This window comes from Microbacterium sp. NPDC091382, from assembly GCF_044757025.1.
In the GTDB taxonomy this organism is placed as follows: Bacteria; Actinomycetota; Actinomycetes; order Actinomycetales; family Microbacteriaceae; genus Microbacterium.
The window spans coordinates 1,348,074-1,362,730 of sequence record NZ_JBIVUD010000001.1 but is presented as its reverse complement, the minus strand read 5'-3'; the positions used below and the strand labels follow the sequence as shown (position 1 = coordinate 1,362,730).

Sequence of the window (14,657 nt, the reverse complement as noted above, 5' to 3'; positions counted from 1 at the left end):
ACCCTGGCCGCGGTGTGGGAGTCAGGCCGCGACGTCGGCGCGCTCCGCGAGTCCGTCGATCGCGCTCCGGTAGGCGTCGAGCATGCGGTCCGACCCGAGGCGATCGCGCGCAGCCAGTGCCGCGGCGCGGTAGTCGGGGCGCCGGGCGATGACCTTCGCCCATGCTGCCGCGATCGTCTCGGCGTCGTGCGGGGTGACCAGCCCGATCCCCGAGACGACCTGCGCCGCATCGCCGACAGCGGTCGTCACGGGTGTCGCGCCGCACGCCGCACCCTCGATGAGGCACAGCGGCGACGCCTCGCCGAAGGCGCTCGTGAGGGCGACGATGTCTGCCGCGCGGTAGATCCGCGGCATGTCGTCGCGGATCCCCAACAGGTGGATGCGGTCGGCGGGCGCGCCGGCATCGGCGATGGTCGCGATCAGCGCCGCGTTGTCTGCCGTCATCCCCGCGCCGCACATGACGTACTGCGCTCGCGCATCGCGAGCGGCGTGCGCGGCGACCGCGCGCAGGAAGAGCCCGGGATCCTTCATCGCATCGAAGCGCGCCGCGAAGACGACGACGGGCGCGGTAGCGGCGATGCCGAGGTGGGTGCGCAGCGGCATCCGCTCATTCGGCTTCGGCCGGTAGCGGGCGAGGTCGACGCCGTTGGGGATCACGAACCGCTCGACCGCGGGCGTCAGGAACCGCGAATAGGCGTCGCTCGTCGACTCGGCGCACGAGAGGGTCGACGTGAGACGTCCGGATGCCGCTAGCTTCCCCAGCCAGCGAACGGCGGCACCCGAATGGGTCGGGTCGGACCGGTGCAGGCACGCCGCGATGGGCACGTCGGGCAGGAGTCCGTGTCCATCGAGAGCGAGCAGCAGCCCGAGCGGTTGCTCTTTGAGGCTCAGGATGGCGTCCGCGCCCGAGACGGCTTCCGCGGCGACCTCGAGTTCTGCGGCGGTGTAGCTCTCGGGCGCGGGAGCGACGGCGCCCGCCTCTCGCCCGAGATCGGACACCGCGATTCCGGCCTCGCGGAGCCACCGGTATCTCGTGTCATCCGCCATGCGCTGAACGGTGCCCTCACGCCGCGCCCGCGAAGCGATCGACAGGACGGCATGCTCCTGCGAACCGTCGACGTGGAGTCCCGTGATGACGTTCGTGTGCAGCACGCGGGCGCCGCCGGCGAACAGGCCTTCGTAGAGCGAGAGGATGCGGGGACGACTCATCCCCCCATGCTCGGGCGGCCCGGTCAGGGGCCGATGAACCCCGGATGACCATCGCGTGAAGTTCAGCGCGCGGTCGTCACCGCGTTCCACGCGGCGTCGGAGAACGTCGTCACCCATGCCGCGAAGACGACCAGGCCGACCAGGGTCAGGGCGAGCCAGACCCAGACCGGCGCCAACCCCCGGCCGGTGCGCCGGTGCACGACGACCGAGCGGCCGATGACGTAGACGCCGAGCGTGGCGACGAAGGCGAGCGCCGCCCATACCCACGCGAATGGAGCCTCGATCCCGCGGCGACGGAGGGCGCGTCGGTCGAGCCAGGCGAACAGGACGGCGAACGCGACGAGCACGAGGTCGAGGGCGATCAGGAGCACGAGCCCCGCGGTGATACCGCCGGACGGCGTCAGTCCCTCGATCCGGCCGAGGGATCCCGCGTCGAAGAACACCTCCGCATAGAGCGGGAGGACGGCTGCCGCGATCGCGAGCCAGATCCACACCGTACCCGCTCCCCCGCGCGAGGTCCTCGACGTGGGGGCGGGCGGCGGAACCGGCGCGGGCGCCGCGGCGGGGGCGGGCGCGGCGTCCTGCGGTGCGACAGTGTCGGTCGCCCACTCCGTGCCGTTCCACCAGCGCAACTGGCCCGGCTCACCCGGGTCGGCGTACCAGCCGGCGGGTGCCTGGCGGGTCACGGAGTGCCGTCGTGATCGTCGGCGGTGACGGCGAGTTCCGCTCCGGCGTGGGCGAGCTCGGCGAGCGCGGCCTCACTGGGAGCGGGCGCGACACCGGCGATGAGGTCGGTGAGGATGCGCACGCGGCGTCCGTGTGCGATCGCGTCGAGGGCCGACGCGCGCACGCAGTGGTCCGTCGCGATCCCGGTGACGTCGACCTCGACCACCCCGTGCGCCGTGAGGATGTCGGCAACCGTCTCACCGGCATCCGTCACTCCTTCGAACAGCGAATAGGCGGGGACGCCCTGCCCTTTCTTCACGTGATGGGTGACGGCGGTCGTGTCGAGGCCCGGGTCGTAGTCGGCACCCGGCGTGCCGGCCACGCAATGGACCGGCCACGAGTCGACGAAGTCCGGTGTCGCCGAGAAGTGCCCGCCGTTGTCTCCGTCGCCGTCGTGCCAGTCGCGCGAGGCGACGACGACGTCGTAATCGGCGGCGTGCGCAGCGAGGTGAGCGGTGATCGCCTCGGCGACCGCGTCACCCCCCTCGACGCCGAGGGCGCCGCCTTCGGTGAAATCGTTCTGCACATCGACGATGAACAGCGCTCGAGTCATGAGTCGAGGGTACGACGGGCGGCGCCCCCGGCGCGCGCCGACGACGGGACTACCCTGACGTCATGGCTTCCCCCGACCGCACCGCCCACACGACCGGGCAGATCCTCGCCGCGTTCGGCATCGACGTCGTCCTCGTCGTGGTCTTCGCCGCGGTCGGGCGGGCCAGCCACGACGAGGCGCCGATCAGCGGGCTCGCCACGACGGCAGGGCCGTTCGCCGCAGCCCTGGTGGTCGGGTGGATCGTGTCGCTCGCATGGCGATCGCCCCAGGCGGTCGTCCGCACCGGGATACCCGTCTGGATCGTCACGGTCGCCGGCGGCATGATCCTCCGCGCCGTGACCGGTCAGGGCGTGCAGGTCGCCTTCGTGATCGTCGCGGCATCCGTCCTGCTGCTCATGATCGTCGGATGGCGCGTCGCCGCGACGCTCGTCGCGCGTCGCCGCGCTCGCTGATCACTCCGCGACGCGCGAGAGCTTCGACGGCCACCAGATCTTCTTCCCGATGTCGTAGGCGAGCGCGGGCACGAGGAGCGACCGCACGATGAACGTATCGAGCAGGACGCCGAACGCGACGATGAAGGCGAGCTGCACGAGGAACAGGATCTGGATCACGCCGAGCGCGGCGAATGTGGCGGCGAGCACGAGCCCTGCGGAGGTGATGACCCCGCCCGTCGCGACCAGCCCGCGCAGGATGCCTCGCCGTGTGCCGTGGTGGATCGACTCCTCGCGTACCCGCGACATGAGGAAGATGTTGTAGTCGATGCCAAGCGCGACGAGGAAGACGAACCCGTAGAGCGGCACCGCGGGATCGCCGCCGGGGAATCCGAACACCTCGTTGAAGACGAGCGCGCTGACGCCGAGCGCCGCCGCGAACGACACGATCACGCTGAGGATCAGCAGCACCGGGGCGAGGATCGACCGGAGCAGCAGCATCAGGATGATGAGCACGACCCCGAGGATGACGGGGATGATGACGGTCCGGTCGCGGATCGACGTGTCGTTCGTGTCAAGGTCGACAGCGGTCGTGCCACCCACGACGGCATCGAGCGTCGTGCCCGAGATCGCCGCGCGCAGGTCTCGGACGGTGTCCTCTGCGGCGAGGGAGTCGGCGGCATCCGACAGGGTCGCGACGAGCATGACGTCGCCGCCGTCGACGGTCGGTGCCGGCGCGGGCGTCCCGGGGGGACCCTGCGCGGTGAGGACCAGCGCGCCGTCCTCGACGGAGACGTCCGCCTGGCCGGCGGGCGCGTCGGCGGAGACGATGGCCACCGACTCGACCCCCGCCTGGTCGGCGACGAGTTGCGCGGTGTCGGGTGCCTCGGCTTCGGGGACGATCACGTACAGCGGGCTCCCCGAGCCGGCGGGGAAGTGCTCGGCGAGCACCGTCTGCCCGTCGCGGGCCTGGGAGGCGCCCAGGACCAGCTCGCTCGCGGGAACCCCGTCTGCCTTCAGCTGCGTCACACCGACGGATGCCGCGAGCAGCACCACCGTCGAGAGAATCCAGACGATCCGCGCGCGGCGCGCGACGAAGCGCGCGAGCGTCGCCCACAGACCGCGGGTCGGCTGGGCCGGGTCGGCGGGGAGCTCGGTCATGCCGGACTTCGGGATGAACGGCCAGAAGGCCGCCCGTCCGACGAGCGCGAGGAGCGCCGGCAGGAAGGTGAGGGCCGAGAGCATCGCGAACGCGATGCCGATCGAGGCGATGGGTCCCAGCGCCCGGTTGCTCGCGAGGTCGCTGAGCAGAAGGCACAGCAGCCCCGCGATGACGGTCCCGCCCGACGCGAGGATCGGCTCGACGGATCCCTTCCAGGCGACGGTCGCGGCATCCCATCGGCGTCGTCCCGCGCCGATCGCCTCGCGGAACCTGGCGACGTACAGCAGGGCGTAGTCGGTCGCGGCGCCGATCACGAGGATGAAGAGGATGCCCTGCACCTGGCCGTTGAGGACGACGATCTCCGCCTTCGCGAGCCACCACACACTCAGCAGCGCGACGCAGAGAGCGAACACCGACGTCAACAGAACGAGGATCGGCAGCAGCGGCGACCGGTAGACGACCACGAGGATGACGAAGACGGCGCCGAGCGCGACGAGCAGCAGGAGGCCGTCGATCCCCGTGAACCCTGTCGCGAGGTCGGCGGTGAAACCGGCGGGTCCCGTCACCCACGATTCGACCCCCTGCGGGACATCGGCGGCGACGAGGTCCCGGACCTCCCCGACGATGTCGGTCACCTCGCCCGAGGCGTCGATCGACACGACGATCTGCGCTGCCTCGCCATCGTCGGACGGGATGGCTGGCGACACCTCCTGCACGCCGTCGAGGTCGCTGAGCTCCACGGCGACAGCCTGGATACGCTCCAGCTGCGCGCGGTCGAGCCCGCCGTCCGCATCGAACACGACGAGAGCCGGAATTGCATCCCCGCCGAGGAAGTCACCGAGACGCTCCTGCACCTGCGTCGATTCCGCACTCTGCGGCAGGAAGCTCGACTGGTCGTTCGTCGAGACCTCGTCGACCTTGCCGAAGTACGGGCCGCCGAGCGAACCGCCGGCGAGCCAGATGACGACGAGGACGAGCGGTAGCGCGATGCGCAACCAGCGGGAGGGCGTCGATGCGGGAGACATGTACCTAGATTATCTAGATACACGCTTTTTCAGCAATATGATCCTCAGGCGGGCGCGACCCGGACGAAATAGGCCACGAGTGAGAGGCCCGAGGCGAGGACGCCGAGGGCGAGCGCCCCGACAGCCAATCCGGTGAGAAGCCTCAGGACCGGCGGCCGGCGGGTGAACCGCATCCGGTCGTGCCATCCGTGCCGGTACCAGATGCGCCCCGTGCGCTCCGCGCTGACGCGGTGGTGATCCTCCTCGGCCAGCGGAGCGGAGTTGACCTCGCCGTCGCTGTCGATCCAGCGGATGGTTCGGCCGTCCTCGTCGAGGTACGCGTCAGCGGGGAGCCAGCTGCCATCGGATGCCCACACGATGACGGCGACGACGCCGAAGGCGACAGCCGCGCCGAATCCGACCCACGTGAAGATCTCGAGAATCGCATCAAGGGCTTGTGTCACCCGTGTGTCCTCTGTTCTGGAGCCACCTAAGGGAATCGAACCCTTGACCTATTCATTACGAGTGAATCGCTCTGCCGTCTGAGCTAAGGTGGCGCGCTTCGCTCGCGCGTTGCACGATCATCGATCCTACAGGGTCCGGAGCCATGCTGCGAACGCGCGCCTCACGGCGCTTCGCAGCGGAGGTCTCCGTCCGGCACCGTGTCGTTCTCGAAGTAGGCCACGACCGCGTCGTCGATACACGCGTTCCCCTTGTTGAAGCCCGTGTGGCCCTCCCCCACGCGAGTGAGCAGGATGCCGGAGCTCAGCTGTTCCGCCAGGGCAGCGGACCACTCGTACGGGGTCGCGGGGTCGTTCGTCGTGCCGATCACGAGGATCGGCGCAGCGCCGTCGGCGTGGATCTCGTCGCGAGTTCCCGTCGGCGGATACGGCCACGCATCGCAGAGGCTGACGTCAGAGGACCAGTAGGGGGCGAACGTCGGCGCCTTCTGCGCAACTTCGGCGTTCGCCTCCGCCACGACGTCCTCCGGGTCGGCGGGGTAGTCCATGCAGTTGTACGCGGAGAACGCTTCGGTCGAGTTGTCGAGGTACTGGCCGTCGTAACGGTTGTAGTACCGGTCGACGAGCTCGAACATGTCGTCCGCGTCCCCCTCGAGGACGCCGGTCAGCGCCGAGGAGAGCGTCGACCAGTTGCCCTCGCTGTAGAGAGCCGAGACGATGCCGGTGACGAGGGAGTCGGCGCCCAGTTTCCTTCCGTCGGTCGCCGTCAGCCGGCGGGCATCGACCGCCGTCAGCGCGTCGGCCATCTGCTGTCGGGCGTCGGCGACCGTGCCGGTGAACGGACAGTCCGAACCGGTGAGGCAGCGCTCGAGATAGGCGTCGAACGCCGATTGGAATCCGGCTGCTTGGCGGGCGCCGACGATGGCGCTCGGGATCGACGGGTCGAGACCGCCGTCGAGGACGACCCGCCCCACGTTCTGCGGGAACAACTCCGCGTACGTCGCGCCGAGGAACGACCCGTAGGAGTAGCCGAGGTATGAGAGCTTCTCGTCACCGAGGACACCGCGCAGCAGGTCGAGGTCGCGTGCGGCGCTCTCCGTCGTCACGAACGGGAGGAGGCCGTCGCTGTTGACGTCGCACGCACGCGCGAACGACTCCGCCGACGCCTGCTGCTCGGACGCCCTCTCCTTCGACCCGCGCGGCGCGGAGGGGATGTCGAAGAGGTACCGGTCCATCGCGTCGGAATCGAAGCACCGCACGGCGGTGGAGCGCCCGACGCCGCGCGGGTCGAACCCGACGACGTCGTAGCTGTCGAGGAGATCGTCGCCGACGGCGAAGTCCGCCGCCTGCTGCACCATGTCGACCCCGCTTGCTCCTGGGCCGCCCGGGTTGACGAAGAGCGACCCCTTCGCGGTGCCGCTCGAGGCCAACCGGACGATGACGGAGAGCTCGATGTCATCGCCACCGGCATCCGCCCAATCCTCCGGGGCTGTGATCGACGCGCAGTAGTACGTGCCGTCGTCGATGCCGCGGCAGCTCTCCCAGTCGATCTCCTGCCCGTAGTAGCGCTCGAAGCCCGCGGGTGCGCCCTGGGTGACCGGGGTGCGGTGCGGCGCCGGCTGCTCCTGCGACGACTGCTTCGGGGTGCAGCCGGCCACGAGGGCGACGGCCACGCCGGCCGCCAGGACTGCAGCGGCGGCGCGACGCAAAACTCCGCGGATCACTGCGGGCGTCCCGTCGCGACCGTGATGAGCATGCTCTCGAGGGCGAGCGCCGGAGCTGCGTTGCCCTGGAGATTCGTCCGGGTGAGCGCGATCGCGTCGAGCACGGTGAGCGTGTGCTGCGGCGTCCAGGCGGTCGCGAGCGACTCGATCTCGGTCGCGAGCTCGCGGTTGATGAGGTCGGTGTCGCGCCCGAACTGGCGCATGAGCGTGTCGCGGTACAGCGACTCAAGGTCGGTGAGCACACGGTCGATGCCGTCGCGGAGGCTGCGCGTCGAACGACGCTTCTGCTCGTCTTCGAGGGCGCTGACCTGGCTCCGAACCGCGGGCGGCACCGCGCTTCCCGGCGGGACTCCGAGGGTCCGCAGGAGAGCTTCGCGCTCGCTCTCGTCGCGCTCGGCCGTCAGCGCCTTGGCGTCCTCGGTCGCGGACTGCACGATCGTGGCCGCGACCTCGACCGCGTCGCCCACGCCGCGGACGCCCAGCACACCTCGGAGAGTCCGCTCGCGCCGTTCTCGGGACGCGGCATCCGTCGCCAGTCGCTGCGCCATGCCGATGTGGCGTTGCGCCAGTCGCGCCGACTGCTCGGCGACCCGCTCGTCGACACCCGTGCGCTGCACGATGAGCCGGGCGACGTCGTCGACGTCGGGCTCGCGCAGACGCAGGATCCGCACCCGCGAGCGGATCGTGGGCAGCAGGTCGGCGTCGCTGGGTGCGCAGAGGATCCAGACCGTCTGCTCGGGTGGCTCTTCGAGCGCCTTCAGCAGGACGTTGCTGGTGCGTTCGACCATGCGGTCGGCGTCCTCCATCACCATCACCCGGTACCGGCCGAGCGAAGGCGAGAAGTATGAGCGCTCGACCAGCGAGCGGGCGTCCTTGATCGAGATGATGACGCCTTCGGTGCGGAGGGCCGCCAGGTCGGGGTGCGTCCGGGCCATGACCTGACGCATCGCGTTCTCGTCGCCGGGCTCGGCGATGAGCGCCGCCGCGAAGGCGTACGCGAGGGTCGAGCGCCCCGAGCCGGGCGGACCGGTGATGAGCCACGCGTGCGCGAGCTGGGAGGGGTCGGATGCCGCGGCCCGCAACTGCGCGACGGCCTCGTCCTGGCCCCAGACCTCGCCCCACGGGAGCGTGTCGACGGTGGTGGAGGTCATGCGGTTCAGCCTACGAGGTGGCGGCGACGCTCAGGACGCGCGTGTGGACAGGCGCTCCGCCACTCGCTCGCGGATCGACTCGGCGATGGCATCGATCGGCTGCCTCGCGTCGACGACCAGGAATCGGCGCGGCTCGGCATCCGCCAACGCGAGGAAGGCCGCACGGACGCGCTCGTGGAACGCGCCCTTCTCGGCCTCGAGCCGGTCGAAGGGTTTGTCGGCGGCATCCAATCGCTCGCGCGCGGTCGCCGGGTCGACATCGAGCAGGACGGTGACGTCCGGCAGGGCGCCCTCGGAAGCCCAGAGCGACAGGTCGCGGATCTCCGTCCCGTCGAGCACCCGTCCAGCCCCCTGGTAGGCGACGGAGCTGTCGAGATAGCGGTCCTGGATGACGACCTCGCCGCGCGCGAGCGCCGGTCGCACGAGGGACGCGACGTGATGCGCTCGGTCGGCGGCGTAGAGGAGTGCTTCGGCGCGCGGCGCGATGTCGCCGCGGTGGTGCAGGACGATGTCGCGGATCAGCGCCCCGACCTCGGTGCCGCCGGGTTCGCGCGTACGGACGACACTGCGGCCCTGCTCGCGGAGCCACTGCTCCAGCAAGGCCGCCTGCGTCGTCTTGCCCGAGCCGTCGCCACCCTCGAGGGTGATCCAGAGCCCGGAGGTCACTTCTTCTTCGCCGCCGGCTTGCGTGCCGCGGGCTTGCGGGTCGTGCGCTTGGGCGCCGGTCCCTTGGCCCTCTTGTCGGCCAGCATCTGCACCGCCACCTCGAACGTGATGTCGTCTGCCGTCTGTCCACGCGGGATCGTGACGTTGGTCGTCCCGTCGGTGACGTACGCGCCGAAGCGGCCGTCCTTGATGCGGATCGGCTTGCCGCTGACCGGGTCGGCCTCGAACTCCTTGAGGGAGGTCGCCGCGCGGTTGGCGTACTTGGGCTGCGAGTAGATCTCGAGAGCCTGCTCGAGCGTGATGTCGAAGATCATGTCCTCGCTCGCGATGCTCCGCGAGTCGGTGCCCTTCTTGATGTAGGGACCGTAGGGACCGTTCTGCGCCGTGATGACGGTGCCCGATTCGGGGTCGACACCCACTTCGCGCGGCAGCGACAGGAGCTTCAGGGCCGTCTCGAGGTCGATGGTCTCGGGCGACATGCTCTTGAACAGCGATGCCCGCTTGGGTTTGGGCGCGACCGCCTTCTTCGCGCCTCGCTTGGGCTTGACCTCTTCGGCCGGCGCCTCCTCCTCGGGGAGCGCCTCCTCGAGGTAGGGACCGAAGCGGCCGTCCTTGATCACGACGTCGCGGCCGTTCGTAGGGTTCTGGCCGAGGACCCGGTCGCCGCCGACCGGTGCGTCGATGAGCTCCCCCGCCTTCTCGGGCGTGAGCTCGTCGGGCGCCAGGTCGTCGGGCACGTTGATGCGGCGCGGCGTCTCGGGGTCATCGCCCGGGACCTCGAGATACGGTCCGTACCGGCCGAAGCGGAGCACCGCGACGTCGCCGATCTTCGTGGAGTTGATCTCACGCGCATCGATGTCGCCGAGGTTGTCGACGATGTTGCGCAGGCCCACGTGGTCTTCGGAGCCGAAGTAGAACTCGCGCAGCCACGCGGCACGGTTCTGCTCGCCGCGGGCGATGGCGTCCAGGTCGTCTTCGAGAGCCGCCGTGAAGTCGTAGTCGACGAGGTCGGCGAAGTGCTCCTCGAGGAGTCGCACGATGCTGAACGCGAGCCAACTCGGGACGAGCGCCTGGCCGCGCTTGGACACGTACCCGCGGTCCAGGATCACGTCGATGATGCTCGCGAAGGTCGACGGGCGGCCGATGCCGCGCTCTTCGAGCGCCTTGACGAGCGAGGCCTCGGTGTAGCGGGGCTTCGGGCTCGTCGCGTGACCCTTCGGCTCGACATCCGTCAGCGTGAGGGCGTCGCCGACGGCGAGCGCGGGCAGCGACTGGTCGTCGGTGCGGTCATTGTCGTGACGCTTCTCGTCCCGGCCCTCCTCGTAGGCCTCGAGGAAGCCCTTGAAGGTGTAGACGGTGCCGGACGCCGTGAACGTCGCCGTCTTGCCGGCGGCATCCGCGTCGATCGTGACGGTCGTCGTCTCGTACTTCGCATCGGCCATCTGGCTGGCGACGGTGCGCTTCCAGATCAGCTCGTAGAGCCGCAGCTCGTCGCGGTCGAGGCCGGAGGTGACCTCCTTGGGCGTACGGAAGTGCTCGCCCGAGGGACGGATCGCCTCGTGCGCCTCCTGCGCGTTCTTCGCGTTGTTCCGGTAGCTGCGCGGGTTGGCCGGCACGGCCTTGTCGCCGTAGAGCGCGACCGCCTGCGTGCGGGCGGCCGTGACCGCCTGCGCCGACAGAGCCGTCGAGTCGGTGCGCATATAGGTGATGTAGCCCTTCTCGTAGAGACGCTGCGCGACGCCCATGGCGTGCTTGGCGCTCATCGAGAGCTTGCGACCGGCCTCCTGCTGGAGGGTCGAGGTCGTGAAGGGCGGCTTGGGGCTGCGCGTGCCGGGCTTGGCCTCGACGCTGACCACGGATGCCGCACCGGACGCTTCGAGCGCTGCAGCCAGCTCGCGGGCCTGGTCCTCGGTGAGGACGACGACGGCCTTCTTCAGCGCGCCGGTGTCGTCGAAGTCGGTGCCTCGGGCCAGCGGTGCGCCGTCGAGACGGGCGAGACGGATGGCGAAGGCATCCGATCCCTTCACGGCGGTGGAGTCGACGTCCCAGTACGAGGCGGAGACGAACGCCATGCGCTCGCGCTCGCGCTCGACGACCATGCGGGTCGCGGCGGACTGGACGCGGCCGGCGCTCGTACCCTGGCCGACCTTGCGGCGTGTGACGTCGGAGACGTCCCAGCCGTAGAGGCGGTCGAGGATGCGGCGGGTCTCCTGCGCGTCGACGAGGGCGTGATCGAGTTCGCGGGTGTTCTTCACCGCGGCCTGGATCGCGTCCTTCGTGATCTCGTGGAAGACCATCCGCTTGACGGGGACCTTCGGCTTGAGGGTTTCGAGCAGGTGCCACGCGATGGCTTCGCCTTCGCGGTCCTCATCAGTGGCGAGGAGGAGTTCGTCGGCGCCCTTGAGCGCCCGTTTCAGCTCGGTGACCGTCTTCTTGCCGCGGTCGCTCTCCACATATAGAGGGGTGAAGTCGTTCTCGATGTCGATGGAGTACTTCCCGACGGAGGTCTTCTTCAGATCCGCGGGGATGTCCTTCTTGTCGGCGAGGTCGCGGATGTGCCCGACCGAACTCATGACCTCGTATCCATCACCCAGGTACCCCTGGATCGAGCGCATCTTCGTCGGAGACTCGACGATGACGAGCTTCTTGCCCTGTGCCACGTGGCGTCCTTTCTTCGTTGCACACCATACACACCGCGTTGTCAAGAGTGCGCTGAGAGGGCGGCCCTGCGGTTGCTCAGCCGGGCGGCGGCCCCGCGCGAGCACGGGCACGGGCATCCCACGCGCCGAAGGCGATCGATACCTCGACGGTTGCGACCAGTCCGTCGAGCCGGCACGCGGTGACGGACGCGCCGACGCGGGCCGCCACGTCCGCCGCCTGTGCGCACGGCTCGCCGACGACGAGTCCCGACGCGGTGTCGGCGGCCGCCAGCGCGGCGGCATCGGCGGCACCGGACGCGCGGGCTGCGGTCGAGGCGGCCGCGCCGGCAGCGACGAAGCCGACGGCGAGGGTCGCGGTGACAGCGAGCACGCCGACTGTCGTCGCCGTCCCGGCCATCAGTCGTCCTCCGGCGCGGCGAGTGCGCACGATGTCGCCCGCAGGTCCGGCAGCGGCAACGGCACCCCGACGCCGCTCGCCAGATCCGCACACACGAGGTCTCCCTCTCGCCGCGTCAGCACCGTGGCGCCCGCAGCCAGGGCGGATGCGGCGGCCCGCACCCGGTCGGGGGACTCCTCCCGTGCCGCCAGGCGCGCTGCCTGCGCCGCAGCGTGCTCCAACCGCACCTGTCGCGCACCCACCGAGAGGGCGGAGACCGCCAGGACGACGACGAGGACGACGGCGGGGACCGTCACGGCGAACTCCGCCGCGACCGATCCCCGCTCGTCCCGCCTCATGAGACGGTGAGGGCGCGCCGGACCAGATCGGTGAGGATGCCGCGCACCTCGTCCGAGCGCATGATGATCACCAGCAGTCCCGCGAAGGCCACGGCGGCCATCGTGGCGATGGCGTACTCGGCGGTCGCCGCACCGGACTCGTCGGCGAACAGCTCCGCCGCGCGACGGCGGGTCAGGGTGGGCAGATCGTGGGTCGTCATGATTCTCCTCCGGAGGGTTGTGAATGGTGGGCACGTCGGGGCTCACAGGGTGAGCGGAGTCGTGGTGAGCACGGACAGCAGCATCGGTCCGACGCCGAGCAGCAGGAACGCGGGAAGCGTGCAGACGCCCAGCGGGATCAGCAGCCTGCCCGAAAGCGTCGCGGCCCGGAGCCGTCCCTCGGTGCGTGCCGCCTGGCGCCGGGCTGCGGCATCCGCTCGCAGCAGCTCCACCGCGGGTGCACCGGCCGATCGCGACAGGGCGAGCACCGCCTGAGTCGCCTCGGACGGTTCGCACCCCGAGGCGGCTGCCGCCACCTCGATCGCGCGCGGGATGGACACGCCGCCGGACAGCGCGATGGCGATCACCTCGGCGTCGAGGCCCGGGATCTGCTCCCCCGGCTGCGCCCTCGCGACCAGAGCGCGCGTCCACCGGTGAGTCACCAGCATGAGGAGCCCTCCACCCCCGATGCAGACGGCACCGGCAGGGGTCGCGAGCGCCGAGAACGGGTCGAACCCGAGCGCCGCACCGAGCCCCAGCGCAACGAGCGGCAGCCAGGAGATGAGCCGCGCCGTGGTCTGCGGCTCGGCGAGCGCCGTCCGCACGTCGTCGCGGGCCTGATGCGCATCGCGGAGCGCCTCGGCGAGGCCTCGCAGGCTCATCGCGAGCGGCGCTCCCACCACCGTTGCGACCTGCCACGCGATCCCGATCTGCCGCCAGGCATCCCCACGTTCAGAGAGAGCGGATGCCGCCGAGCCGCCGGCATCCCATCGGTCGCATACGGCGATCGCGGCCGGGTCTCCCGCGTCGGCGAGATGTCGCCAGGCGGCGTGCGGTGCGATCCCCGCCTGCAGCAGCACCGCCAGGCGCTGGATGACAGCGGCGACCTCGGACGTGTCGGCCGACGCCGCGCGCGTGCCCGCTCGCCGCCTCACGACAGCGCCTCGATCCCGAGCCGGTCCTCCGTCACGACCGGACGGGCGAGCCCGACCACGCGGCGCACGCCGTCGGACCCGCGTTCCACGTGGACGACGGCGCCGATCGCGCTGGCGGTCTGTCTCGCGAGCGCGCGATCGTCCATTCCGGCGAGCGCCCCCAGTGCCTCGAGCCGCGCCGGCACGTCGGCGAGACCGCTCGCGTGGACGGTCCCGGCGCCGCCGTCATGGCCGGTGTTCAAAGCCGTGAGGAGTTCACGGACCTCCTCACCGCGGCACTCCCCCACCACCAGGCGGTCGGGCCGCATGCGGAGGGCCTCCCTGAGGAGGCGGCCGAGCGGGATGGCTCCGACTCCTTCGAGGTTCGCCTGTCGCGCCTCGAGCCGGACATGGTGCGGGTGAGCGATCCGGAGCTCCGCGACGTCCTCGATCGTCACGATCCGCTCCGAGACCGGTACACGCCCGAGCAGCGCCGCGAGCAGCGTCGTCTTGCCCGCGCCCGTCGCCCCCGTGACCAGGATGTTGCTGAGCCGGTCCACGAGCCGCTCCAACCGGGAGCCGGTCGCGGCATCGAATGCGCCGCGCCGGCCGAGGTCGTCGAGATCCGGCATCCCCATCCCCGGCAAGCGAATCGAGATCGTGGCCCCCGCGCACGAGATCGGCGGCAGGACGGCGTGCACGCGGACCCCGTGCTCCCACCGGACGTCCGCGCACGGCGTGGCGTCGTCGAGGTGGCGTCCCCCGAGCGCGATGAGGCCGACCGCGAGGTCGCGCACGGCCTGCTCGTCGAGATCCCAGCCCGGCATGCGCTCCGCGCCCCCGCCCCGGTCGATGTAAAGACCGTCGGACCCGTTGACGAAGACGTCCGTCACGTCCGGGTCCGCCAAGTAGCGCCGAAGCGGTGCGACAACCGGATGCCGCGGCACCGGGCGCAGATCCGCGGCAGCGCGGGCGCCTCGACGAGCGACGATGAACGGGTGCGGCATGCCTGCGACGTTAGGCAGCTCCGCCCACGGAGCGAACGCCGGCGACCGCAGGCGTG

At 70.7% G+C, this 14,657-nt stretch carries 15 protein-coding genes and 1 tRNA gene; 1 reads left to right on the top strand and 15 read right to left on the bottom strand.

Annotation, left to right across the window (positions count from 1 at the left end):
* Positions 1-21: 21 nt before the first annotated feature.
* From ACIQLK_RS06565 to ACIQLK_RS06555, 3 genes are all read right to left on the bottom strand, one after another.
* Positions 22-1,209: a glycosyltransferase gene (locus ACIQLK_RS06565; protein WP_400363575.1), complete on the bottom strand. Its 1,188-nt coding sequence runs from the start codon at positions 1,207-1,209 to the stop codon at positions 22-24.
* 62 nt (positions 1,210-1,271) lie between these two features.
* Positions 1,272-1,895 (bottom strand): DUF2510 domain-containing protein, encoded by a 624-nt coding sequence (locus tag ACIQLK_RS06560; RefSeq protein WP_400363573.1) that lies wholly within the window; start codon positions 1,893-1,895, stop codon positions 1,272-1,274.
* Positions 1,892-2,488: an isochorismatase family protein gene (locus ACIQLK_RS06555; RefSeq protein WP_400363572.1), complete on the bottom strand. Its 597-nt coding sequence runs from the start codon at positions 2,486-2,488 to the stop codon at positions 1,892-1,894. The genes ACIQLK_RS06560 and ACIQLK_RS06555 overlap by 4 nt, the downstream gene beginning before the upstream one ends.
* 62 nt (positions 2,489-2,550) lie before the next feature.
* On the opposite strand from ACIQLK_RS06555, the gene ACIQLK_RS06550 reads away from it, so the two are divergent.
* On the top strand, positions 2,551-2,940 hold the full coding sequence (locus ACIQLK_RS06550; protein WP_400363571.1) for a DUF3054 domain-containing protein: 390 nt from the start codon (positions 2,551-2,553) through the stop codon (positions 2,938-2,940).
* Here ACIQLK_RS06550 and ACIQLK_RS06545 read toward each other — a convergent pair whose 3' ends face one another.
* The 12 genes from ACIQLK_RS06545 to ACIQLK_RS06490 all read right to left on the bottom strand — a co-directional run bounded on the left by ACIQLK_RS06545 (position 2,941) and on the right by ACIQLK_RS06490 (position 14,601).
* Entirely contained in the window at positions 2,941-5,106 is a 2,166-nt protein-coding gene (locus ACIQLK_RS06545) for an MMPL family transporter (protein WP_400363569.1), read from the bottom strand. It lies immediately after the preceding gene.
* A gap of 44 nt (positions 5,107-5,150) precedes the next feature.
* The gene (locus ACIQLK_RS06540) at positions 5,151-5,549 is read right to left on the bottom strand and encodes a hypothetical protein (RefSeq protein WP_400363567.1); all 399 of its coding nucleotides are present in this window, start codon (positions 5,547-5,549) and stop codon (positions 5,151-5,153) included.
* A 17-nt stretch (positions 5,550-5,566) separates the two neighbouring features.
* Positions 5,567-5,642: transfer RNA gene (locus ACIQLK_RS06535), tRNA-Thr, on the bottom strand.
* A 68-nt stretch (positions 5,643-5,710) separates the two neighbouring features.
* Positions 5,711-7,270, bottom strand: a complete 1,560-nt coding sequence (locus ACIQLK_RS06530) for an alpha/beta hydrolase (RefSeq protein WP_400363566.1) — start codon at positions 7,268-7,270, stop codon at positions 5,711-5,713.
* A complete protein-coding gene (locus ACIQLK_RS06525; protein WP_400363564.1) occupies positions 7,267-8,421 on the bottom strand; it encodes a DNA polymerase III subunit delta' in 1,155 nt (384 codons plus the stop codon). Before ACIQLK_RS06525 ends, ACIQLK_RS06530 begins: the two co-directional genes overlap by 4 nt.
* A 30-nt stretch (positions 8,422-8,451) precedes the next feature.
* Positions 8,452-9,087, bottom strand: a complete 636-nt coding sequence (tmk, locus tag ACIQLK_RS06520; RefSeq protein WP_400363562.1) for a dTMP kinase — start codon at positions 9,085-9,087, stop codon at positions 8,452-8,454.
* Positions 9,084-11,747 (bottom strand): type I DNA topoisomerase, encoded by a 2,664-nt coding sequence (topA, locus tag ACIQLK_RS06515; RefSeq protein WP_400363561.1) that lies wholly within the window; start codon positions 11,745-11,747, stop codon positions 9,084-9,086. Before topA ends, tmk begins: the two co-directional genes overlap by 4 nt.
* 76 nt (positions 11,748-11,823) lie before the next feature.
* On the bottom strand, positions 11,824-12,144 hold the full coding sequence (locus tag ACIQLK_RS06510; protein ID WP_400363560.1) for an Rv3654c family TadE-like protein: 321 nt from the start codon (positions 12,142-12,144) through the stop codon (positions 11,824-11,826).
* Positions 12,144-12,440 (bottom strand): TadE family type IV pilus minor pilin, encoded by a 297-nt coding sequence (locus ACIQLK_RS06505; protein WP_400363559.1) that lies wholly within the window; start codon positions 12,438-12,440, stop codon positions 12,144-12,146. Before ACIQLK_RS06505 ends, ACIQLK_RS06510 begins: the two co-directional genes overlap by 1 nt.
* Before the next feature lie 38 nt (positions 12,441-12,478).
* Complete coding sequence (locus tag ACIQLK_RS06500) at positions 12,479-12,682, bottom strand: DUF4244 domain-containing protein (protein WP_307468277.1); 204 nt, start codon at positions 12,680-12,682, stop codon at positions 12,479-12,481.
* A gap of 42 nt (positions 12,683-12,724) precedes the next feature.
* Positions 12,725-13,615, bottom strand: coding sequence for a type II secretion system F family protein (locus ACIQLK_RS06495; protein ID WP_400363557.1), 891 nt, complete (start codon positions 13,613-13,615; stop codon positions 12,725-12,727).
* Positions 13,612-14,601, bottom strand: coding sequence for a TadA family conjugal transfer-associated ATPase (locus ACIQLK_RS06490; protein ID WP_400363555.1), 990 nt, complete (start codon positions 14,599-14,601; stop codon positions 13,612-13,614). Before ACIQLK_RS06490 ends, ACIQLK_RS06495 begins: the two co-directional genes overlap by 4 nt.
* Between the last annotated feature and the right edge of the window lie 56 nt (positions 14,602-14,657).